General features: G+C 65.4%; 18 protein-coding genes and 2 pseudogenes (1 of these 20 only partly in view). 6 read left to right on the plus strand and 14 right to left on the minus strand.

Annotated elements, in window-relative coordinates; genetic code table 11:
- The 3 genes from EFAMC1_RS10120 to EFAMC1_RS10130 all read right to left on the minus strand — a co-directional run bounded on the left by EFAMC1_RS10120 (position 1) and on the right by EFAMC1_RS10130 (position 2,495).
- Positions 1–207: a cold-shock protein gene (locus EFAMC1_RS10120; RefSeq protein ID WP_154054145.1), complete on the minus strand. Its 207-nt coding sequence runs from the start codon at positions 205–207 to the stop codon at positions 1–3.
- 344 nt (positions 208–551) lie between these two features.
- Positions 552–1,124, minus strand: a complete 573-nt coding sequence (locus tag EFAMC1_RS10125) for a manganese efflux pump MntP family protein (RefSeq protein ID WP_154054146.1) — start codon at positions 1,122–1,124, stop codon at positions 552–554.
- A gap of 111 nt (positions 1,125–1,235) precedes the next feature.
- Positions 1,236–2,495, minus strand: coding sequence for an MFS transporter (locus EFAMC1_RS10130; RefSeq protein ID WP_154054147.1), 1,260 nt, complete (start codon positions 2,493–2,495; stop codon positions 1,236–1,238).
- A 260-nt stretch (positions 2,496–2,755) separates the two neighbouring features.
- Between EFAMC1_RS10130 and EFAMC1_RS10135 the strand changes: the two genes are divergently transcribed.
- Complete coding sequence (locus EFAMC1_RS10135) at positions 2,756–3,715, plus strand: zinc dependent phospholipase C family protein (protein ID WP_154054148.1); 960 nt, start codon at positions 2,756–2,758, stop codon at positions 3,713–3,715.
- Positions 3,716–3,881: 166 nt separating this feature from the next.
- On the opposite strand, the gene uvrA is transcribed toward EFAMC1_RS10135, so the two are convergent.
- From uvrA to EFAMC1_RS10155, 4 genes are all read right to left on the minus strand, one after another.
- Positions 3,882–6,863, minus strand: coding sequence for an excinuclease ABC subunit UvrA (uvrA, locus tag EFAMC1_RS10140; protein WP_154054149.1), 2,982 nt, complete (start codon positions 6,861–6,863; stop codon positions 3,882–3,884).
- A gap of 185 nt (positions 6,864–7,048) precedes the next feature.
- Positions 7,049–8,719 carry an acetolactate synthase large subunit gene (locus EFAMC1_RS10145; RefSeq protein WP_154054150.1) on the minus strand — a complete coding sequence of 557 codons (1,671 nt, stop codon included), beginning with the start codon at positions 8,717–8,719 and terminating at the stop codon, positions 7,049–7,051.
- Between the two features lie 171 nt (positions 8,720–8,890).
- Positions 8,891–9,667, minus strand: coding sequence for a class I SAM-dependent methyltransferase (locus tag EFAMC1_RS10150; RefSeq protein WP_154054151.1), 777 nt, complete (start codon positions 9,665–9,667; stop codon positions 8,891–8,893).
- Between the two features lie 565 nt (positions 9,668–10,232).
- Entirely contained in the window at positions 10,233–10,703 is a 471-nt protein-coding gene (locus EFAMC1_RS10155; RefSeq protein WP_154054152.1) for a hypothetical protein, read from the minus strand.
- Between EFAMC1_RS10155 and EFAMC1_RS11550 the strand changes: the two are divergent.
- The 3 genes and pseudogenes from EFAMC1_RS11550 (at position 10,696) to EFAMC1_RS11555 (ending at position 15,210) form a co-directional block, all read left to right on the plus strand.
- Positions 10,696–11,970 (plus strand): annotated as a pseudogene (locus EFAMC1_RS11550) (ATP-binding protein). The gene EFAMC1_RS10155 and the pseudogene EFAMC1_RS11550 sit on opposite strands and share 8 nt — an antisense overlap.
- A 1,227-nt stretch (positions 11,971–13,197) precedes the next feature.
- A complete protein-coding gene (locus tag EFAMC1_RS10170; protein WP_154054154.1) occupies positions 13,198–14,622 on the plus strand; it encodes an ATP-binding protein in 1,425 nt (474 codons plus the stop codon).
- A 309-nt stretch (positions 14,623–14,931) separates the two neighbouring features.
- On the plus strand, positions 14,932–15,210 hold the full coding sequence (locus EFAMC1_RS11555; protein WP_410054793.1) for an HAD family hydrolase: 279 nt from the start codon (positions 14,932–14,934) through the stop codon (positions 15,208–15,210).
- Between the two features lie 20 nt (positions 15,211–15,230).
- Here EFAMC1_RS11555 and EFAMC1_RS10180 read toward each other — a convergent pair whose 3' ends face one another.
- From EFAMC1_RS10180 to EFAMC1_RS10200, 5 genes are read right to left on the minus strand one after another with little or no spacing between them, the layout of a single operon-like run.
- Positions 15,231–16,058 carry a PTS system mannose/fructose/sorbose family transporter subunit IID gene (locus tag EFAMC1_RS10180; RefSeq protein WP_154054156.1) on the minus strand — a complete coding sequence of 276 codons (828 nt, stop codon included), beginning with the start codon at positions 16,056–16,058 and terminating at the stop codon, positions 15,231–15,233.
- The gene (locus tag EFAMC1_RS10185; protein WP_154054157.1) at positions 16,042–16,818 is read right to left on the minus strand and encodes a PTS mannose/fructose/sorbose/N-acetylgalactosamine transporter subunit IIC; all 777 of its coding nucleotides are present in this window, start codon (positions 16,816–16,818) and stop codon (positions 16,042–16,044) included. The genes EFAMC1_RS10180 and EFAMC1_RS10185 overlap by 17 nt, the downstream gene beginning before the upstream one ends.
- 18 nt (positions 16,819–16,836) lie before the next feature.
- Entirely contained in the window at positions 16,837–17,307 is a 471-nt protein-coding gene (locus EFAMC1_RS10190; RefSeq protein ID WP_154054158.1) for a PTS sugar transporter subunit IIB, read from the minus strand.
- Positions 17,304–18,053 (minus strand): BtpA/SgcQ family protein, encoded by a 750-nt coding sequence (locus tag EFAMC1_RS10195; protein ID WP_154054159.1) that lies wholly within the window; start codon positions 18,051–18,053, stop codon positions 17,304–17,306. Before EFAMC1_RS10195 ends, EFAMC1_RS10190 begins: the two co-directional genes overlap by 4 nt.
- Before the next feature lie 20 nt (positions 18,054–18,073).
- Positions 18,074–18,499, minus strand: coding sequence for a PTS sugar transporter subunit IIA (locus EFAMC1_RS10200; protein WP_154054160.1), 426 nt, complete (start codon positions 18,497–18,499; stop codon positions 18,074–18,076).
- 198 nt (positions 18,500–18,697) lie between these two features.
- Here EFAMC1_RS10200 and EFAMC1_RS10205 point away from each other — a divergent pair, with 198 nt between their 5' ends.
- Positions 18,698–19,429 (plus strand): GntR family transcriptional regulator, encoded by a 732-nt coding sequence (locus EFAMC1_RS10205; protein ID WP_187324657.1) that lies wholly within the window; start codon positions 18,698–18,700, stop codon positions 19,427–19,429.
- Positions 19,430–19,883: 454 nt separating this feature from the next.
- Here the strand turns inward: EFAMC1_RS10205 and EFAMC1_RS10210 are convergent, their stop codons facing one another.
- Positions 19,884–20,825: a formate/nitrite transporter family protein gene (locus tag EFAMC1_RS10210; protein WP_222838709.1), complete on the minus strand. Its 942-nt coding sequence runs from the start codon at positions 20,823–20,825 to the stop codon at positions 19,884–19,886.
- 75 nt (positions 20,826–20,900) lie between these two features.
- Positions 20,901–22,199: a Wadjet anti-phage system protein JetD domain-containing protein gene (locus EFAMC1_RS10215; protein WP_261981874.1), complete on the minus strand. Its 1,299-nt coding sequence runs from the start codon at positions 22,197–22,199 to the stop codon at positions 20,901–20,903.
- A gap of 90 nt (positions 22,200–22,289) precedes the next feature.
- On the opposite strand from EFAMC1_RS10215, the pseudogene EFAMC1_RS10220 reads away from it, so the two are divergent.
- A pseudogene (locus EFAMC1_RS10220) lies at positions 22,290–22,968 on the plus strand (IS481 family transposase); it runs 302 nt beyond the window's last position.

Here is a 22,968-nt window from a genome sequence, read left to right on the forward strand (position 1 = left end):
TTAGACGAGCTTACGGACGTTGGAAGCCTGGAGCTTGCCGTTCTGGCCGGTGGTGATGTCAAACTCGACGGCCTGGCCCTCGTCCAGGGTCTTGAAGCCATCCATCTGAATCTCGGAGTAGTGGACGAACAGGTCGTCGCCATCCTCACGAGAGATGAAGCCGTAGCCCTTGTCCGGATTGAACCACTTAACAGTACCCTGAGCCATGACGTGCCTTTCTTTCGTTTGCCCCTCCGGGGGCAACACATTGCGCCTTGCAGCGCGGAACATATGCGACCTCCCGGTCACAGAGGATAGTCTACCCCACCTTGGGCAGGACCCCTCCGAGAAAGCAAAAAACCCGCGAGCGGCCGCTACGACGGCTCGGGCGGCATATGCGCTGGTTCGAGCTGGGATTACGAGAGATACGCGAACGGCCGAGGCGAGCCTGAACGGAAAGGACGAGACAGGCGACAGACGCACTGCGGCCAACACGCAAATCGGGGCTCAGACGAGACGCACGCCGCCGAGACGGACAAGAGACGCACCGCCGCGCCAAGCCCGGAGCTCCCCTACGACAGGAACGCCTTGATGCCGATGGCGAGCAGCACCGCTCCGCCGACGATCTGGGCCTTGTCGCCCAGCGCCTCGCCCACCTTGCGGCCGATCACGAGGGCGATCGCGCAGCAGAGCGCCGTGGTGAGCGCGATGACGCCCGCTGCCTCGAAGATGCTCGCGGCCTGGGCGCGAAGGCTCACGCCCACGGCAAAGGCGTCGATGGCGGTGGCGACGGCCTGGACGAACAGCGACACGAGCGTGAGGCGCTTGGCCACGGGGCCTGCGCCAGGCTCGCGGCCGGCGCGGCCCATGAGGGCAAGCACGCCCTCGCGCACCATGTTGCCGCCGATGAAGCCCAGGATGACGAGGGTCACGATGCCCGAGTAGGCCTCGATGACGTCGGCCGCCAGACCGCCCACGAAGTAGCCCGTGAGGGGCATGATGCCCTGGAACAGACCGAACATGATGGGCATGAGCGCCAGTCTTGCCCTGGACTCGCTCGCGTAGATGAAGGTGTTCGAGATGGTCACGGCAAATGAGTCTGCCGAGAGGGCAACCCCCAGCACGACGATTTCGATGAAGCTCAAATCCGCCACCCTCCCCAGAGGTGCTCGGATGCACAACCTATCTATTTTAGCAAGGCTTCACCCCGCGACAATGGGGGAATCCGAGGGGCTGCAGGCGAGGCAAGCCAGCCCCTACGCCCGCTCCCCGCGCGCGTCCGGCAGGCCCAGCAGCATCACGAGGCCCACCACCAGCAGGATGCCGATGGACAGCACGCCCAGGCTCGCGTTTCCGGTGAGCGCGGTGATGACGCTCACGAGGAAGGTGCCCATGACGCTCGCGTAGCGGCCGAAGATGTCGAAGAAGCCGTAGTACTCGTTGGCGTTCTCCTTGGGGACGAGCTTGCCGAAATAACTGCGCGAGAGCGCCTGGATGCCGCCCTGGAAGAGCCCGACCAGGATAGCGAGGATCCAGAACTCGACGGCGTTCTTGAGGAAGAAGGCCGCGAACAGCACAATGCCCACGTAGGCCACCACCGCAGTGATGATCATGCGCAGCGTGCCGAACCTGCCGGCCAGCCGCCCGTAGACGATGGCCGACGGGAACGCCACGAACTGGGTCACGAGGAGCGCCAGCACGAGCTGCGTGGAGTCGATGCCAAGGGCCGAGCCATAGCTCGTGGCCATCGAGATGACCGTGTGGACGCCGTCGATGTAGAAGAAGAACGCGAACATGTAGATGCAGAGCACGCGCTCGTGGGCGATGCGGCCCATGGTGGCGCCCAGCCCGCGGAAGGTGTCGGCCACGATGGAGCCCACCGTCTCGCCCGGCTCGCGCTCCTTGCCAAAGCGCTGCTTGTAGGTCTTGAGCAGGGGCAGCGTGAAGGCGAGCCACCAGACGCCCGTGATGGCGAAGCTCATGCGCGTGCAGAACATGGTGTCGAGGCCCAGCGCCGGTCCGCCGAAGATGAGGGCGAGGCACACGATGAACGGCACGGTGGAGCCCACGTAGCCCCAGGCATAGCCCGAGCTCGAGACCGCGTCCATGCGCTCGTCGGTGGTGACGTCGGTGAGCATGGCGTCGTAGAAGGTCATCGACGAATTGAGTCCGATGGTGCACAGCACGTAGATGACGAGGAACGCGAGCGCGCCCATCGGGATGGCCTGGGCGAAGCAGAGCACGAGGCCCGTGAGGAAGAAGCCGATGAAGAACTTGACCTTGTTGCCCGCGTAGTCGGCGAGCGACCCCAGGATCGGCATGAGCAGTGCCACCGCGAGCGACGCCACCGTCTGGGCGTTGGCCCACGCCGTCACGAGCTCGGCCGCCGAGGCGCCCGTGTTGAGTGCGTTGAAGTAGATGGGCACCACGGAGGTCTGCAGGAGGACGAGCGCCGAGTTGCCCACGTCGTACATGACCCAGTTGCGCTCGAGCTTCGTGTAGCTGAACTTCCCCATGCGTGCCTCTTCCCCAATCGGCGCCCGAATATGGCGCGCCAACGCATTCCGTCTAACCAATGCACCAATGGTAGCGGCAAAGGCGCCCCGCGCTTGTAAGCCCGCGGTAAGCGGTGGGACCCTGGAGCCGTGCGCGTCCCCTCCGGCGCTGGGGGCATGACTTGCCGGCCCTGCGCGCCTCCCTTTTACGCGCTTGAGCGGCCTTGGCCCCTCCGCGAGTGGTAATAATGGAGAGAACCACGTCTTGCGAAAGGACGACCATGCCCGCACTCATCACGCATCACCTCTTTGGCGAGCGCTCCGCCACGCTGCTGCCCGACGGTGTCATCAGCGACGAAGAGCAGCTCCTCGCCTTCCTCCTTGGCAACCAGGGGCCCGACCCCTTCTTCTTCCGCGTCGCCGGCTGGCCCGACCGCGTGCGCGCGTCGCAGCAGCTTGCGAACCGCATGCACGAGGAGCGCATGACCGGCGCCTTCCTGGCCCTGCGTGAGGGCGTGAGGCACCTGCCCGCGCACGACGCCGGCATCGGACGCGCGTTTGCGCTGGGCATTCTGTCGCACTACCAGCTCGACCGCACGGCGCACCCCTTCGTCTACGCGCAGGAGTACGCGCTCATTGACGCGAACCCCGAGCTCTCCGACGCGAGCAGCGAGGTCCACGCCGTGATCGAGAGCGACCTCGACTCCTGGATGCTCTGGCGCCTGCGCCGAGCCACGGTGCACGACTGCCCACCTGCGAGCGAGCTTGCCCGCACCGAGCGCATCGACCGCGTTGCCGGCGCGCTCACGAGTCTCGTGGCCTGGGCCGCGTTTGGCATCGAGCTGCCGGCCACCGAGTACGCGACCGCGGCGGCCAGCATGGAGCTGACGTATCGCCTCATCGAGCCGGCCGGCTCGACGGGCTCCACGGTCATCGGCGTCTTCGAGCGCCTCGCACGTCCGCACTCGCAGCTGCAGGCGCTGGCACACCGCGTCACCTCGTCCGATGCCTGCGCGGCGGCCAACCTCGAGCACCACGAGTGGGAGGACCCCTTCACCGGCGCGGTGTCGCACGACTCCTTTGCCGACCGCTTCGACCAGGCCCTCAAGGGCTGGCCCTCGCTGGCCGAGGCCTTCACGCGTGGCGGCGGCAACGAGGTGCGCGCCCAGGTGGCCGGCCTCAACTACTCCGGCCGCCCGCTTGGCGCCGACGAGCTCTGCCCGCCGGAGTGGCGCGACTAGGCAGCGACGTCGAAGGCCCAAGCTTGAGAAGCATCGCCGGCTGCCCGGTTTGGCGACAAGGGCAGCCCGCGCCGCCCATCCCGCCTGGGCTGGCGACACATGCATCACCCAACGCAGGGGGCTCCCCCACCCAACCGCCAGGCGGCAGGTGAGGGGCCCCCTCTCATTACTCCTCGGCGTTCGAACCGTCCGGGCCGTCCGGGTCCGCGGACGTCAATCCCGCGGACGCGACATCCGGCAGCTCGAAGCTCGGCACCCACTCGGGCGCGCCGCTCGCGTCGAGCCGCTCCTGCAGCTCGCGCGTGCGCCCGAGCACGGGGCCGAGGAACTTGCCCGTGTAGCTCTCCTTGCACTTCGCCACCTGCTCGGGCGTACCGTGGCAGACCACGGTTCCGCCGCCGTCGCCGCCCTCGGGACCCATGTCGATGAGGCGGTCGGCCACCTTGATGACGTCGAGGTTGTGCTCGATGACGAGCACTGTGTTGCCGGCATCGACGAGGCGCTCCAGCACGTTGATCAGCTGCCGCACGTCCTCGAAGTGCAGGCCCGTCGTGGGCTCGTCGAGGATGTAGAAGGTCTTGCCCGTCTGCTGGCGGTGCAGCTCCTTGGCGAGCTTGACGCGCTGGGCCTCGCCGCCGGAGAGCGTGGTGGCGGGCTGCCCCAGCCGGATGTAGCCAAGGCCCACGTCATAGAGCGTTTGCAGCTTGTTCTTGATGCGCGGGATGTTGCCAAAGAAGGCGAGCGCCTCCGTGACGCTCATGTCGAGCACCTCGGAGATGTTCTTGCCGTGGTAGGTGACCTCGAGCGTCTCCCTGTTGTAGCGCGCACCGTGGCACACCTCGCAGGGAACGTAGACGTCCGGCAGGAAGTTCATCTCGATCTTGATCTGGCCATCGCCCTTGCAGGCCTCGCAGCGCCCGCCCGGCACGTTGAAGCTGAAGCGGCCGGGGCTGTAGCCGCGCGCGCGGCTCTCGGGCGTGCTGGCGAACAGGGCGCGCAGGTCGTCCCAGAGGCCGATGTAGGTGGCCGGGTTGGAGCGTGGCGTGCGGCCGATAGGCGACTGGTCCACGTCGATGACCTTGTCGATCTGGTCGACGCCCGTGAGCCGCTTGTACTCCCCCACCGGGCGCATCGAGTGCTGGACGGCGTTGGTGAGCGCCGGCGCCAGCGTATCGGTGACGAGCGAGCTCTTGCCCGAGCCGGACACGCCCGTGACCACCGTGAGCGTGCCGAACTCGATGCTCACCGTGACGTTCTTGAGGTTGTTGTGCGAGGCGCCCGTGATCTTGAGCGCGCCGCGACGCGGGCGGCGGCGCTGCTCGGGCAGGCGAATGAGCCGCTTGCCCGTGAGGTAGGCGCCCGTGATGGAGTGCGGGTCGTCCATGATCTGCCGCGGCGTACCAGCCGAGACCACCTTGCCGCCCAGCTCGCCGGCGCCGGGTCCCATGTCAACCACGTAGTCGGCCGCACGGATGGTGTCCTCGTCGTGCTCGACCACGATGACGGTATTGCCCTGGTCGCGAAGGCGCTCGAGCGTGTGGATGAGGCGGTCGTTGTCGCGCTGGTGCAGGCCAATGGAGGGCTCGTCCAGGATGTAGAGCACGCCCATGAGGCCGGCACCGATCTGCGTGGCCAGGCGGATGCGCTGAGCCTCGCCGCCGGAGAGCGTGGCCGCCGCGCGCGAGAGCGTGAGGTAGTCGAGCCCCACATCCACGAGGAAGCGCAGGCGCTCGACGATCTCCTTGACGACGCGCCCGCCGATGAACTGCTGGCGTTCCGTGAGCTTGAGCTCGCGGAAGAACTCGAGCGAGTCCCGGCAGCTCATACGGCACACGTCGTAGATGGACTTGCCGCCCACCGTCACGGCCAGTATCTCGGGCTTGAGGCGGGCGCCGTGGCAGGTGGGGCACGGCACCTCGTGGATGTACTTCTCGAGGCGCGCCCGCATGTTCTCGTTGGTGGTCTCGTTGTACTTCTCGAACAGGATGGTGCGCACGCCAGCGTAGGTGGTGAGCCAGTGTGTGTCGCGGCCGTCGACCGTGTGGTAGTCGACGCGAATCTTGGTGTCGCCCAGGCCGTCGAGCAGGGCGGTGCGGGCGCGCTTGGGCAACTTGCGCCACGGGGTCTCGTCGCTCACCTTGAGGTGGCGGCAGACGGCGGCGAAGATCTGCGGGTAGTAGTTGGAGCGCCCGAAGAAGCCGCCGAGCACGCCGTCGGCCACCGAGAGGTCCGGGTTCTCGATGAGCGCCTCGGCATCCACCACGCGGCGAAAGCCCAGGCCGTCGCAGTCCGGGCAGGCACCGTAGGGGGCGTTGAACGAGAAGTCGCGCGGCTGCGGGTCGTCCATGGAGTGGCCGTGGATGGGACAGGCCAGGGCCAGGGAGTACTGCAGCATCTCGTCGGGCATGCGCTCGGGGTCCGCGCGGTCGGCGAGCAGGAACACGCCCACCTTGCCCGCCGCGAGCTTGGTTGCCTGCTCCACGGCCTCGGCGATGCGCCCGAGCGAGTTCTCGCGGATGACGATGCGGTCGACCACGACCTCGATCGTGTGCTTGAGCTTCTTGTCGAGCCTGATCTCGTCGTCGAGCTCGCGGACCTCGCCGTCGACGCGCACGCGCGAGAAGCCCTCGGCCTTGAGGTCCTCGAAGAGCTTCGTGTACTCGCCCTTGCGGCCCACGACCACCGGCGCCAGCACGAGGGCGCGACGCCCCTGTCCTGCCGCGAGCACCTTGTCGGCCACCTGGTCGGTGGTCTGGCGCTCGATGACGCGACCGCACTCCGGGCAGTGCGGCGTGCCCACGCGCGCGAAGAGTAGGCGCAGGTAGTCGTATATCTCGGTGACCGTGCCCACCGTTGAGCGCGGGTTCTTGGAGGTGGTCTTCTGGTCGATGGAGACGGCCGGTGACAGGCCATCGATGCTGTCGAGGTCCGGCTTGTCCATCTGGCCCAGAAACTGGCGCGCGTAGCTCGAGAGGCTCTCCACGTAGCGGCGCTGGCCCTCGGCGTAGATGGTGTCGAAGGCAAGGCTCGACTTGCCCGAGCCCGACAGGCCCGTGATGACCACGAGCTTGTCGCGCGGGATCGAGACGTCGACGTTGCGTAGGTTGTGCTCGCGCGCGCCGCGGATGACTATCGAATCGGAGGCCATGTGCGCTCTCCCCTTTCGGCCCGACTAGGTAGTCATAGAGTCTACCGACAGCAAGGCAGGCGTGCCATGGGACACGCCCGCTTCACAGAACATCCGTTCGTTGTTCGGTCTCACTATTCGCCACGCGGCGCCTAGCGCGTAAACGCACCCGGCCAACGCGACGCACGCACGGCCCGACGGCCCGGCTACTTCCCGTAACGCTCACGCAAGCGCTCGGTGAGGGCCATGTTCTCGGAGTAGTCCACCCGCACGCACACCACGCTCGGCGCGTCGTCGTGCGAGAAGGCGTCCTCCAGCGTCGGAATCAGCTCGGCGGCGCTCGTCACCTCGTAGCCATGACAGTGCATGGCCTCCGCGTAGGCCTTGAAGTCGGGATTGGAGAAGCCCACGCCAAAGGTGTCGCCAAACTGCTCCTCCTCCTTCCAGCGGATGAGGCCGTAGTGCTCGTCCTCCCAGATGAGCACCACGATGGGCACGTGCTCGCGCACGGCCGTCTCGAGCTCTTGGCTGTTCATCATGAAGCCGCCGTCGCCCGTGACCGCCAGCACGCGACGCTCGGGATGTACCAGCTTGGCCGCGATGGCACCAGGCACCGAGAAGCCCATCGACGCGAAGCCGTTGGAGATGAGGCAGGTGCGCGGCTCGTAGCAGGGATAGTCGCGGCCGATCCAGATCTTGTGGGCGCCCACGTCGGACACGAGGATGTCGCGGCGGCCCATCACGGAGCGCACGTCCTTGAGGATGCGGGCCGGCTTCATGGGATAGGCGTCGCTCGCGGCAAGCTCGTCGAAGTCCTCACGCAGGCGGCGGCCCACCTCGAGCATCGCCGTGGGCTCGGGCCTGTCGTCGCGCCGGGCCGTGCGCAGGATCTGGTAGATGCTGTCTGAGAGGTCGCCCGTGACCTCGACGTCGGGCTCGTAGAGCTGGTTGACGTCAGCCGGCAGCCCCGCGATGTTCACGATCTTCATGGGGTGGGTGTGCCATTTGGTGGGCGCGCACTCGATGAGGTCGTAGCCCACACCGATCACGAGGTCCGCCTCGTCGAACGCGTCGATGATGTAGTCGTGCTGCGGGATGCCCACCACGCCGAGGCGCCACGGCGAGTCGGTGGGAATGACGCCCTTGCCCATCATGGTCTGGACCACGGGGATGTGCAGGCGCTCGGCCATGGAGCTCACTGCCTCGCTGGCCTCGCCGCGCACCGCTCCGGCACCGGCCAGGATGATCGGGCTCTTGGCCTCGGAGATGAGCCTGGCCGCCTCGATGACGCTCGCGGGGTCGGCGTAGAGCTTGGGCGGCTGCTGCTTGCGCAGGGGGCGCGCCGGGCTGGACATGTTGGCCACGTTCTTGGGCAGGTCGATGTGGGTGGAGCCGGGTTTGGGGGCCTCGGCGTACTTGAAGGCGAGGCGGCAGATCTCGGCCACCGTGTCCGGGCGCATGACCACCTTGCTGCGCTTGGTGATGGGCGAGAACATGGCCGAGAGGTCGAGGTACTGGTGGCTCGTGAGCTGCATCTGCTCGCTCGAGACCTGGCCCGTGATGGCCACGAGCGGCGCGCCGTCGAGGAAGGCGTCAGCCACGCCGGTCACGAGGTTGGTGGCGCCCGGCCCCAGGGTCGCGAGACACACGCCGGCGTGGCCCGTGAGGCGGCCGTAGACGTCGGCCATGAAGGCGGCGCCCTGCTCGTGGCGCGTGGGGATGAAGCGGATGTCGGAGTGCTTGAGCGCGAACATAAGGTCGAGGTTCTCCTCGCCCGGAATGCCGAAGACGACCTTGACCCCCTCTGCCTTGAGACACTCTACCAGCACCTCGGCCGTGCTCAGCTGGGTTGGTGCGGTCTTCTCGAACTCCGCCATGCGTCCCCCTTTGGGCTTGTCCCTGGATTGTCCGGGGCACAGTATAGGCCGCCCGTACGGCAAGGAGCGAGGGGTCACGAGCCGATGGAACCGGCTCGCAACCCGATTGACTCATTTGTGTGTGGGGCGGAGCGACGGAACGTACAGACGCCATCACGTTACCGAACGGCCCTACCTGCAGTCGATGGGTGACTTGCGCGCCACGACGAGGCAGGAGTCGAACCCCAGGCGCTCCCACTCCACGTGGTGGAACCACGCGCCGAGCATGCCGATGAGCTCGGCCTGCGAGCGGACGCAGGCGTCGACGGCCGCGGAGTGTGGCAGTACGAACTGGTTCAGGACCGCGCGGGCCGGCGCGGGCGCCCAGGTATCGCCCAGCACGAGCATGCCGTCGCGCGAAAGCACGCGCCACGCCTCGAACGAGGCGCGCGGGCCGTCGGGCAGGTGGTGGAACACGTCGTTGGCGAGCACCGCGTCGAAGCTACCCTCGGAGAACGGCAGGTGCTCGGCGTCGGCCTCGAAGAGGCGCACGCGGCCGCCGAGGCGCTCGCGGGCCGTGTCGACCATCGCGGGCGAAAGGTCCACGCCCGCGATGCGCGCAAACGGCAGCGCGCCGAGCGCGAGCTGGGTAAGCGCGCCGGTGCCGCAGCCGAGGTCGAGCACGCGGAAGCGGCGGTCGGGCTCGCCGTTGGCGCCGAGGCGACCCTCGCGCCCCTCGCGGCAGAGCCACTCGCGATAGGCCCCGGCAAGCTGCCAGAGCACGTGGCGGTAGAGGTTGCGGGCGTGGCGGCCGGCCCTGTCCTCGTCAAAGGTGGACGCCAGCCTGTCGAACGCCCGACGGGGCGCCTCCTTGCGGGCGAGTGCGTCGCCCACGAGGCCGGCGGCGCTGGCCTCCCCCACCTCGGACGCGCCCGCAAACGCACTCGCGCAATCGTTGATGAACTTCATGATGTGCCCCTTTCAGCACAATGACCTGCGGCGTTTCCACGCCGCCTCAACTCACCATCCCGTCGGCGGCCTCCCGCCGCGACGCCCATCGATTGCCGCACCGCCTTTCGCCCTGTCACCCGACGCTCATTCCGCCGCCCGTTGCCCCGGCGTCCGGCACTCAAGACCCCATCTCTTGCCCCAGTGCCCGGCGTTCTCGACACCGTCCCCAAATGTCGTCATCACACACCCCGGCGCCGCCGTTCTCGACACCGTCCTCGAACCCCGACACCCACAGTGCCGTCCTCAACCCCCGACTGCCCCTCCCGACATCCGCCATTGAACGACGTTCAATGGCGTTGGCGCATTGGCTTCCGGTCGGATGTGCATTTTGGACGGAAAAGGGCGCCTGGGAATGCGCCCACACGATCGCGTGTGCACTTTGAACGGAAAAGGGCATTCAAATCCGAACAAAACGCACGCGCCAAACGCGAGGCGTCAGGCGGGCATTCAAATCCGCTCAAACTGCACACCCAGGTCTAGACAATGCAACCGAACCACCCCATCAGAGTCAGATGGACATGCCCTAGGTGTTTAGTGCCAACAGGTTGTTTGCACCCGAGTAGTGAGAAATAGGAAGGCCCCTGCCAAGCTGTGAGTTGTCTGGATTCCCGGCGAGGAGAGGCCTCCCGTGCGACGGCATCCTGACGCAAGGCTCACCCCAAGGGGGCGCGAGACGCTCGCCTCGCGCACGGGGTCCGGCCTCGGCGCCCTCGCCTATGAGCAGAGTCGCCTGGGTGTGGCGCGGCTTGTCGAGGCCGTTTTCCATGTCCCCGGTCTTCGTCGAATCGCCGGGCATCGTGTCCTCGGGCAGCTTCTTAGTCTTATCCACCTCGGGTCTTTTGCGGTCGAGCGTTGTCGGGGCGAGTCGCCGTTCGTTTACATGCCCCTGATGGAACTCGAGGGCATAGTACCTGGCTGCCAGCTCGAATTGCGCAAACCGTCTCAAATCCGGAACGTCCTCCGATTTGAGAGAAGGTGACAGCAACATGTACATCAAGCGAGCCCTTGAGCCTGTGGTAGCCAGGTACTCCGTGCATTTCAAGATCGTCGTGCTGACCGGCCCGCGCCAGGTTGGAAAAACGACCATGCTGCGGCACCTTGCGAAGGAGGAGAAAGAGCACACGGGCGTCGAACGTGCCTATGTATCCCTGGACAACACCGCCGTGTGCATGGCGGCCAGAACGGACCCGGCCCTCTTCCTGCAGCGCTACCGCCCGCCCGTGCTCATCGACGAGATCCAGAAGGCGCCCGAGCTTCTCCCCTACATCAAGCTCGCGGCCGATTCTGAGGAGAGGAACGGACAGTTCTGGCTCACGGGCTCCCAGCCGCTCCACCTGATGAAGGAAGTCTCCGAGTCGCTGGCCGGTCGCGCCGGCATTGTTGAGATGCTTGGCCTCTCAAATGCCGAGCTTGCGGGCGTTGAGTCCGAGCCGTTTGAGGCGACGACCGATTACTATGTCCGCCGCATCCGACAGATGCCCGCCTTCGGCGTGCACGAGGCGTTCGAGAGAATGACCGCGGGCTCCCTGCCGGGAATAAGGGCCATTCCGCCCGAGATGCGTCCCGCGGCCTACGAGTCCTACGTCGAGACCTATATCATGCGGGACATTCGCGGCCTCGCGCAGGTTGCCGACGAGCTCAAGTTCAGGCGCTTCATGGCGGCGTGCGCCGCCCTCACCTCAAAACCCGTCGTCTACGCCGAGCTTGCCCGCCTTGCGGACATTGACGAAAAGACCGCCAAGTCCTGGCTTTCCCTCTTGGTGAGCTCCTACTAGGTCAAGATTCTGGAGCCCTACTCGAACAACCTGCTTAAGCGCCTGAGCAAGCAGCCTGTCATGCATTTCGTGGACGTGGGGCTCGCCGCGTACCTGAGCGGTTGGGACGGCGCCGGCACCCTGGAGCTTGGCGCCATGTCCGGGATGGCGTTTGAGAGCTATGCGTTCAGCGAGGTCTACAAGAGCTTCAGCAACGCCGGCCGCCGGCCGCCGCTCTGGTTCTTCCGCACCAACGACCGCAAGGAGATCAACCTGCTCTTGGAGCGGAACGGGACGGTATATCCGCTCGAGGTCAAGAAGAGCGCCACGCCCGTCGCGGGAGATGCCAAGAACTTCGGCGCGCTGGACGGCCTCGCGGACGAGGGCGTGCCCCGGGAGCTGGCCGCGCTCAAGCGCGAGGTCGGCATGGGCGCCATCATCTGCATGGCGGATGACGCCTACCCGGTGAGCTCGCGCGCGTGGGCAATGCCGCTGTGGGCCATCTAGGCGTTTGGTGACGGAACTATGTGTGGGGCTGCCATCTGCATCAATGAACAGGACGTGAACAGGGGACGCACACCTGTTTCACAGCGGCAAGACGTGAACGGGGGTACGTCCCCTGTTCACGTCCCCTGTTCAGGGAGGCGCCCGTAGGCGCCCGCCATGGCTTCTATGCAGCCGGGCCATTCTTCGACGATGGGAAAACAGCAAGCACGGAACGCATGGAGACGTGCTCGAGGGGGCACGGTCGGCCCTGTTCAGGCCCCGCTTCGTGAGCGACGTCGCCTCGACGGGCCCAAGGGGTGCTGCCCGGTCCCGGCGCGCTCGCGAGCCTCCTCGAGACCGGCGGGCTTCTCTCCCCCGAGGTCGCCCAGCTCTAAGTGCGGCTGGGGATGTGGCCCGAATTCGCCCACAGGGCTCGTGGGCTCATCGCCGCGCACGCGATCAACGTGGCGGAAGGCCCCCGGAATGCACGGTAATTCGACTTGCGGGCAACCTGATGCGGCCATAACGGGACACTGGATATACCACCCTTTGCAAAGGCGCAGGTCAAAGACGCGCGCCTACTATGGCCCCTCAGAAAAAGTGACCGCAGGTCGAATTAGCGTGCATTTCTCGGGACCCTCGCGACGTAGATGGCGCGCAGGCAACAGGCGATGTGAGCCGAGCACTGGGGCCCTCAGACCCATCGAGCGATCGCGGGCCGGGCGGCAATGGCCGCACCACGCAGCCGTGGCCGCGCGCGCCGCATGCGACGGACGAGGGCCCTCACGTCCGACTGCGCCACCGCCATCGGCCCCGACGCCCGCGCCAGGAGCATCAAGGCCCGCGCGCTGGGCCCCATGACCGGCGGGTCGGGCGCGCCCCTTTCGGCTGCGAACCCGCCGCGGTCGCGGAGCGGGCGCTCGGCCCCGAGCCGCCCCACGCGTCCACGGGCCCGGCGTCACCGGCCTCCGCCTCCGCCACGCCCCGAACGGCCTCGGACTCGGCTGCGGGGTCGGCGCGGCCCCGAGTGAACAGAGGACGCGATTGGGCAGGGGACGTGCGCCTGTTTCACAGCGGGAGGGCGGCCGCAGCGTGAACGGGGGTACGTCCCCTGTTCAGTCCCCTGTTCACGCCTGTTCTCCAAAAGCGAGAAGCACCCTTTCAAGAGCTATCTTTGCACGTACTCTACAGTACGGTACTGTAGAGTACGGTACTGTAGAGTACGTGTTTGAATGGGTGGTGTCTCTCATGTTCGTAGGCAGAGAGGGCGAGCTCCGGTCGCTTGAGCATGCGTATGCCAAGGGCGGGTTCCAGATGGCGGTTATCTATGGGCGGCGCCGCGTGGGCAAGACGACCCTCATCGACGAGTTTGTCAGGGACAAGCCGACGCTCTACTTCACCGCGCAGCAAAAGACCACGAGGCAGAACCTCGAGCTTTTCAGCGCGGCCGTCTACGAGGCGTTCTCGCTCCCGACGTCACTGCCCGCCTTCGCCTCCTGGAACGATGCCCTGGTCCTCATCGTCGAGCGGGCGCGCTCCTGGGAAGGCTCGCAGCCCCTCGTCTTCGTGTTCGACGAGTTTCCCTATGCCGCAGAGTCTGACCCGTCGCTGCCCTCCGCTCTCCAATCCGTAATCGATCACGGCTTTGCGCAGACGAATGCCATGCTCATCCTGTGTGGGAGCAACGAGGGATTCATGGAGAGCGAGGTCCTGGGGAGCAAGAGCCCACTCTATGGCCGCAGAACCATGCAGTTGAGGCTCCCACCCTTCGACTACCTCGACGCGGCCCGGATGCTCCCCGGGGTTTCCGATGAGGACCTCGTTGCCTACTACGCGACGTTTGGCGGGACGCCGTATTACCTCGCGCAGATCGACACGGGGCAAACCTATGCCGAGAACGTCGCCGAGCTGTTCTTTGACCGAGCCGGGCTGCTCTACGAGGAGCCCCTCATGCTGCTGCGTCAGGAGTTGCACGAGCCGGCGGGCTATAACTCCGTGTTGGACGCGATTGGCTCCGGGGCAACGTCGCCCTCCCGCATCGCCGACAAGGTGGGGATGAACCCCAACTCTGTGGGGAAGTACCTCCGGTCGCTGGCGAGCCTCGGCATCATCGAGAGACTCGTACCGCTGGGCGGCGCCTCGGCAAAGCGAGCGGTCTGGAAGTTTGGGGATCCCTTCTTCTCCTACTGGTATCACTTCGTGAGCAGGTACGTTGGCTCGATCGAGGAGGGCGCGGGGCGGGCGGTGGCGGGCTACGCCACGTCTGGTCAGGCGTTTCTCACGTATGTCGGCAAGCAGTTCGAGAACGTCTGCCTGCAATGGGTGCGGCGCGAGAGCATCGCGGGGCAGCTCCCCTTCGCTGCGCTGGAGTTTGGTCGCTGGTGGGGAACCGATCACCAAACGCACGAGGAAACCGACATCGACGTGGTCGCGGTCAATTCGATTGAGCGCGAGCTACTTGTCGGAGAGTGCAAGTGGCGTAACTCGTTCGATGAGACCAGGGCGCTTCGAACGCTCATGAGCCGAGCCGAGCTCCTCCGCGGCTACGACCGAAAGCACTACATGCTCTTCTCGAAGAGGGAGTTCAGCGACGGGATACGGGAGCGGGCGAACAAAGGTAACAACCTGCGACTCGTGACCCTTGGGGACCTGTACTCCGAGCTGCGGGCGTGATTTGGCCCGGCGGATCGTCAAGCTGAGTGCAACATCTCCCGATAGACCTCGCTGGCCGTCCTGTATCCGAGCACCTTCCTGGGCCTGTCGTTGATGAGGTCGTAGGCCCGCTCGACCTCCCCGACGCCGGGACCCGAAGCTCGCTTTTCCGCGATGTGGTCGCGCTCCCCCGCGGCAAGATGCGTGTGGCGGCGCATTTCCCAAGGCCCTCGACGTTGACCAGGGCAACCGACATCACAGCCTCGACCTCTTCTCGGGAGAGAAGGTCCTGACCGCCGAGGACCGTTGGGCTGCCTTGGCCAGATCGGGGTGACGGAAGCACTGCGGCGGATCTGCGCGGTGCTCGACGTGGGCGTGGCCGACGTCGTGGACTTCGGCGACTCCAGCAACGACGCGTCCATGCTCGAAGCGACCGGCGACGGCGTGGTCATTGGGAACGCCGCGCCCGAGGCGCTGGCCTCGGGCGGCCACGTGGCGCCACGGCCGCAAGGAGGCAGACGTGGCCTGCTAGCTGCGAGCCCTTCCCGCCACCCTACCCTAGGTTTTGACGTAAGAGAGGCCGCCCGGACGAGTCCGGGCGGCCGGTGAGAAATGAGTCTTGCACACTCTTAGAGCAACGACCCGAGCCAGCAAGCGCCAATGCAAACGACAATTGTGGCGACAAGCACCCACACCGTCTTGACTCCCTTGCGGCCCAAAATCCAATACATCAGCGCAAAGAGCAGAATCTGCGTGAGACAGGGCATGATCATGTCGAGATAGTCGGTGAGCGGCCGTGCAAAGTCTCCCGAGCCAACGACGAAGGGAAGGTCAAGCGAGACGTAGCTTGCCACCATCCCCCCGATGGCCATGAGACCGACGATGCTCGCGGCGAGTGTCACCTTCTCCATGACATCGCCCTTCGCCGCATTCTTGATGAAGGACTGACCATAGCGGTAGCCGAACTTGAGCCCAAGATAACGGATTGCAAAGCCGGGAATGTTGAAGATGAGCAGCAGCAGGATTGGGCCGAGAAGACTACCCTGCTGGGAGAAGCCGATGGCAACGCCCGTGGCGATGATGCGCAGCGTGGCGGCGATAAGAGAGTCGCCAACGCCCGCGAGCGGCCCCATAAGCGAGGTCTTGACGGCAACGATCGTGGAGTCGTCGAAGTCCTCGTTGTTGGCGTTTTCCTCCTCCATGGCAGCGTTGATGCCCATGAGCAGGGTCGAGAGCTGCGGCGTGACGGCCATGAAATCAAGGCCGCGGGCGTAGGCGCGTCGCTGTTTTTCTGAGCCGTCCTCATGGAGCTTCTTCACCACGGGTGTCATGGCATAGGAATAACCAATGTTCTGTTGACGCTCGTAGTTCCATGAGCTGTCGAGCATGCAGGAGCGCCAGAAGATCTGACGGAGTTCCTTCTTCGTGAGTCTCTTCTCGCTAGAACTCGTTGTCATCTTCGGCTCCTTCCACTGCAATACAGCTAGACGTGTTGACGTTGAGGACGAGGATTGCTGCGACGACCGCCGCGGCTGCCGTGACACCGACGATATTCATCCCACCGTAGGCGACGAGAAGGAAGCCAAGGAATAGGAAGCAGGCAAGCCTCTTGTTCATGATCATGCGTGCGAGCAAGGCAAAGCCAATGGCCGGGATAACGCCCATGGCATACTTGAAGCCGTCGGTAACGAACGTCGGAATGGAGTCGACGATCCCCTGTATGGCGTTCGCACCCGCATAGAAGCCAGCGGCGCAGAGGCCGGAGAGCGTCAGCAGCTGGAGTCCTGTAAAGAGATAGTGCACCATGTCGATGCCGCGCCGGTTGCACTGCTGGGCATAGGCATCCGCTTTGGACGCAGCAAGAGGTCCGAGGATGGCCCGGAACAGAGACTCCCAGACCATGGACATGAGCAGGGACACGGGAATGGCAATGGCGACCGACGACGCAACATCCGCTCCCGTTGTGATGACGTATGCCGTGCCGATGATGGTGCCAGAAATCATATCGGGTGGGTTACTCGCCCCGATGGCTTGCGACCCCAGATAGACGAGCTCGAGCGCGGCGCCCGCCATGCAGCCCGTGGGGATGTCACCCAGGGCAATGCCAACGAGCGCGCCCGTGACAATCGGACGGTTGAGCAGGCCACTCGAGAGAGAGTTGTAGAGGTAGCCGATGATGGACACGACGAAGATGGCCAGCGTCTGACTCAGCAGCATCACTTGCTCCTTTCTCGACTAGATGAGTTCGCTAACATTGACCGGCTTCTCGCTGGGTACCTGCTGGACATAGCAGCGCACCCCAGCTGACTCGAGCTCTCTGAGCTGAGCGCACTCACGTTCCGAGACGCAGACGGCTCGAGAGATTCTGCGCTTGCCCTCCTCGCTCTTCACGCCTCCCACATCGATCTCGGTGATCTTCGAGGTTGCTCGAGCGAGACGGTACGCGTCGTCGATCGTTTCGCAGATGACCATCAGGTCGTACTTGTCGGTAACCCCGCTCTCGATTGCTGCGGCAGAGTCGGCGACGCTTTTCATTACGAGCTTGACGCCAGCCGGTTTAGCCATCTTGAGGACTGCCATGCGCAGCTCGTCGGCGGCAACCGTGTCACTGGAGATGAGGATGCAGTTGACGCTCAGCGACTGCATCCAGGCATAGGCGACCTGTCCGTGAAGCAGACGATGGTCGACGCGGCACAACCTGATCATGATGAACGCACCTCGATTCTGGCTACGGCGTCCACGAGCTTACGAACATGAGCGAGACACACCTCTCCACCGGCCTCGTAGGTGTCCTTGAAGTAGCTTCCCGCGATGACGCCGTCGGCATAGGTGAGGCCTCGCGCCACATTCTCAGGCGTCACTCCTGCCGAGACGAGAAGAGGGAAGCTGCCCAGCCCCTTGCGGAACTCCCTGATCTTCTCGACAGAGGTCTCTTGACCGGTGCGGTCCTGCGTGACGCATACGGCGTCGCAGCGCCCCGTTGCAACGGTCAGGTCCTCTGAGAGAGGTTTGTCGGAGAGAACGGGCTGCTTCTTGAATCGCACCCCGCCGAGAACGCGACCGCTGTAGCGCTCCCGCCACAGATTGAAGAGGGCTGACAGGGTGGGCTCGTCGCGAGGCTCGACGTGGCCGACAACCGAGTCGAGCTGAACAAAGTCGGTGTCAAACTCGAGTGCGATCTCCAGCCCCATGCTCTCGCTACGCAGGCAGTTGACGCCGAGGGCAACTGGCCCGCGAAGCGGCACCAGGCAATCGAGGGCAAGGCGAATGCTGTCATAGGTGTTGAAGTAGTTCTCAACCACCACGCCGTCCACGCCTCCGGTAACATAGGCGTCGTACTCGCGCTTGACGCGCTCGGCGATCTCGTGGTCATTCTCGCCCTTGAGGTGGAGCATGCCCATCACTGTCTTTTTCTCTTTTAGACACGCCAGGATATCGATGTGGTCCGCCATGTCCTTCCTCCCCTTCTTTGTCAAAAGCTGTTTCCTTCGTTGTCTTCCGCCTGGAGTGCCTCCCGGCACCCCCTGATGCCGGTTGTGCCCCACCAGGAAAGGGCCTCTTCGTTCGATACGTCCTCCTCCGTGAGGGCTGCCAGGACGAGCGCCGCGTTCATTCCCGCCACGATCGTGATGTTGTCGAAAGCGGCAAGCCGGCATAGGGAAGTGAACACGCTCGCTCCGAATAGGTCTGCGAGAACCACGAAGCGCGTGTCGGGACGCCCCTGCGCCGCCTCCTCAAGTTCTCGTGTAAGCGAATCAGGGCTCTCGCCGGGTAGCAGGCAGAAGGTGCGCACTGGGCATGGCGGCTCACCCATGATCATGGCGATGGTGTCGAGCATCCCCTCTGCCAGATGCCCATGGGAAGCAAGTATGACTTCTCGGTCCACGTTCTCCTTCATATAATACAAGTTAATACAATTTGTTCTGATGGAGATAATACAAGGTAAGACAACTTTGGTACCATGAGGACGGGTGAACGGTCGCAAACGAACGGTGAGCGGCCTCCGTAGGATGGAGGAAAAGGGAGCCGCCGATTTTGCTGCTGCTAGTCGCGTTACGATTCCCACAAACGGTCGTTTTTGGGACGGATGGTTGGCATGCCTGATGAGTCGAGTCGAGTTCTGACGTTGCACGAGCGGCTGAGAGATGACCTGAGAGCGAAGATCGATTCCGGGATATATGGGCCGGGAGAGAGGATCCCCTCCGAGAACAAGCTCTCGCAGATTTACGGCATGAGCCGCGTGACCGTCCGCTCCGCACTTAACGAGCTGGTGAATGCGGGGCTCCTGATCAGAAGGAAGGGGTCGGGCACGTACGTAAGCCCGCGCGCGAAGGGAACGAGCGCCTACCTCACGGGTAGCTTCTCAGAGAACTGCCGGAGGAAGGGGATGACCCCCTCGACTCGAGTGCTCGGGCATGCTCGGGTAATTCCCCCGGCCGATGTGGTCGAAATGCTGGATGGGATTGACGATGAGGTTTGGGAGGTGCGGCGCGTGCGCCTCGCCAATAACCTGCCTTGCGTCCTTGAGATTGATTACTTGCCGCATAGCATTGATGCACTTGTCGACAGAATCTCCGACGACACCTCCCTCTTTGAGCTGCTCAAGCGGGAGGGGATTGGTCCGGTCGTCGGATTCGATGACCGTTTTGGTGCTCGTGCGGCAGGTCCTCGTCTCGCTCAGGTGCTCTCTTGTCCGGAGCAGGCCCCACTTCTCGAGGTGCTAGAGAGGTTGAGTGATCCAGCGGGGCGGATTATCTACGTCAACCGGCAGTACATCGTTCCCGAGCGATACACGCATGAGGTGGGTACCTCACGCAGCTACCTCTAAGATGCGCGAAGAGGGCTTTCCTAGACAGGCTGTGTCAACCCTAGATTTGTACGGGCATCTCCGAGCGGAGGGGATAAGGGGCCCGGGCTCGATCATCTTTCCGGCCTTCGCCTCAAGCCGCGCCAGACGTGGGGTGCCGGCGAACCGTCGAGTGGCCTCGCGCACAGTTTGCACGGGTTTTGAGCAATCGGTTCTTGGAGACGGAATCTCCAAGTAGCTATTAGTATCGGATAGCTTTACAAGCCCTCTACCAGCAAGTTTGCAGAGGTATGTTCAATCGAACAGCAAGACCCGGCGAGAAACCTGGAAACAAGAACCGATTTCGCGCATTTCCGTTTGTCGCTGCAGAATCCCACGGGTCACGAGTGGAGAACTCATCCGTGGTGGTGTGACCACGGCGAGAGGAGGACCCTCCGGACGGCGGCGGCCAGGGCGTCCGCACGGACGAATCGCGTCAGATGTCTCGATGTCCCTCGTTGTTCATGATGGCGAAGTTAAGGCCGATGAGCACGCCGCCGCCAAGCAGGTTGCCGACAAGCGTGAGCGCGACGCTCGCGCATGCCCCAATGACGTCGACTCCCTGGTGCAGGCCAACGATGAGGAACAGGGCCGAGTTTGCAATCGAGTGCTCGAAGCCACAGAAGGCAAAGACGAAGACGGCGACGATCATGATGAGGCACTTGGTAAGGTCGTCTGAGATCTTGCCGTTGTAGACCATGAGCATTGCGATGTTGATGCAGAAGTTGCACAGGGCCGCGCGGACCACGAGGTCCAGGGCACCCGCAGGAGTTGCGACATAGGCGATCTTTGCCATCGCGGCCGCGGCCATGCCGTCAGCAACCACCCCCGACGCCACCGTCGAAAGGCTCAGCAGCACCGCAATGATCGCCGCGCCGATGAGGTTCCCCGCCAGACAGTACGAGAGCAGGCGCGCCGAGTGCGCCAAGGTGATGCGCCGGTGGTACACGCCTATGGAGATGACCATCATGTTCGAGGTCAGAAGCTCTGAGTTGGTGTAATAGATGAGCACGAGCGCCCAGCCGAACACGAGCGGCCCCAACAGGCGGCCCGCCACGGGACCGGCGCCACCAACCTGGGCGCATGCGGTCATGACGGCAAAGTAGGCCGTAAGAAACAGGCCCACGAAGAACCCCGCCATCGCGGCCCGCTGCACGTAGACGGCGCGCATCGACGTTGACATGGTCTCCTTGGAGTCCAGCACGTCAAGCACCGTGGAGATGAAGGTCCGGCCGGGAAAGAGCGGGTGCAGCCGGGGGTTCGCCGAGACGCTCGGACCGATGGTGGTCTCGGATGGCCTATCCGCAGGGGCCGGCTCGCGCCCGCATGCGCCCGCCCCGCGAAGGCCCCGCCCCATGTGTTCGTCTCTGGTATCCATGCCACCATGGTAGCAGCTGGGCGGACGCCCACGGAACTCAGGCGCAAAACATCCGACGAGGAAAACGCATGCGCCCTACAGGTCGGCGCGGGTGATGATCTCCTGTGGGATGCGCAGGTCCTGCTCGACGATGGCGCGGGCATAGGCGGCGTCGCGCTCGGACATGCCCGCCACCAGCGCGTCGATGCCGTCGAACGGGACCCCCGCCTGGCCGGCCGGCTCGTTGTCGAGCGGATCGGGGTAGCGCCCGGCCGCCTTGCGCACCATCGCCTCGTACGCGGCGGTGAACGGAACGACGTCGAATCGTCCGTCAGCGGCACGCTCGAGCTTGCCCAGGATCTGCACGCCGGCGCGATCGATGTCGCCCCAATACAGGATCTGGACCTTGCTCGCGCCAAGTCCCTCGACGAACTCCGGCAGCTTGCGGGCGTCATTGACCAGGTAGCCGTTGCCAAAGACCACGCCGTGAACACGCTCGCCCAGGATGCGCGTCGCGCCGTCGACGTACATGCGCTCGCGGACGGCGAGCCAGGCGTCAAGGTTCTCGCTCACGACGATGCGCATCTCGTCATGCAGGCGCGGGATGTGGTGCAGCATGCCGAGCTTGGGCTGGGGGCGATGCCGCACGATGTCGGCAAGGCCCACGTTCTTGAGCAGCTTGGTGCCGTCACCGTCGCGCTCGAGGAACTTCTCGTCGCCGAACACCTGGTAGGAGAGCTCACGACAGGTGAGCGTGCCGTCACCCAGCTGCGTCTTGCCGGCAAGGGCACGGTCCAGGGCGCGCAGCCTGCGTTCGTAGAGCGTATAGGCACCGGGGTGCGCAAGCAGCCAGCCGTTGATCCACAGGCGCGGATCGAGGTCGAGGATCTGGCGCCGGATGTCGTTCGCGGCAGGCGACTGGCCACGCTCGAGCGGAACCTCGTCGAGCGTGCGCGGGCCGCTGCCGAGCGACGCACGGGGCTCGGACGCGCCCTTGATCGCGGCGGGACGGGCGGGCTGCTCGAGGGACTTGGGCTCCGGGGCCTTCGGCCCGGCGATTGCGGCGCGCGGGCGCAGGCCGGCGGCGATGCGCGCCGTGCGCTCTCGCGGGCCCGCGGGCAACGCCGCACCGGAGCGCTTGCCGGCGCCCAGACGCTTGCGCGCACCGCCGACCATGCCGGCCAGCAGGCCACGGATGCCACGCGGGGCGCCTGCCTCAATGACGGAGCCGTCGGCGGCGGGCTCGGGGGCCGGCGCGTCCATGGCGTGATCGCGACGCTGCTCGCGCCGGGCGTCGCCCTTGGCACGGCCGCGCTCTCCGCCATGGCGTGGGCCGGGACCCGGGTGGGAGTCGGCATGCGACCCAGCGGCAACGCCATCCCTGTTTAGTGCCAACAGGTTGTTTACGTCTGACTAGTGACAAGTAGGGAGGGCTCCGCGAAGCTGTGGATTGTCTAGGTCTGCAGCGAAGAGAGGGGCCCTCCCATGTCACAACATCCTAACGCACGCCTCACGCCTTGGGGCCGTCAGCGGCTGGTCGAGCGCATCGAGGCCGGCGAGGCGGTCGGCGAGGCGGCCCGGCAGATGGGCGTGAGCAGGCAGACCGCCAGCAAGTGGGTCGCGCGGGCGAGGCGGGGCGAGCCGCTGTCGGACCGTCCCAGCAGGCCGGCGCGGCTCGGTCGGCTCACCGCCCCGGAGGACGAGGCCCGGGTCGTGGAGGCGCGCACGTCGCTGCTGCTCGCGCCGCACGCCCTCTCAGCGGTCACGGGCGTGCCGGCCCGAACCTGCGCCCGGATCGTCGCGAGGGCGGGCCTGCCGAGGCTCGCCGACGTGGACCGCGTGACCGGCGAGCCCCGGAGGCGCGGCCCCGTGACCCGCGTGCGCTACGAGCGGGAGAGGCCCGGCGAGCTGCTGCACGTCGACGTGAAGAAGGTCGCGCGGATACCGGACGGAGGTGGCTGGAGGGCCCGCGGCGCCTCCGAGCTCGACCACGGGCACACCTCGGCGGGCACGGCCTGCCTGCACGTGGCCGTCGACGACCGGAGCCGCGCCGCCTACGCCGAGCTGCTCCCGGACGAGAGGAAGGAGACCTGCGTGGCGTTCATGGGCCGGTGCCTCGGCTTCTTCGAGGGGATGGGCGTCGCGGTCGAGCGCGTCATGACCG

The organism is Olsenella uli (assembly GCF_901212675.1).
GTDB classification, from domain to species: domain Bacteria; phylum Actinomycetota; class Coriobacteriia; order Coriobacteriales; family Atopobiaceae; genus Parolsenella; species Parolsenella uli_B.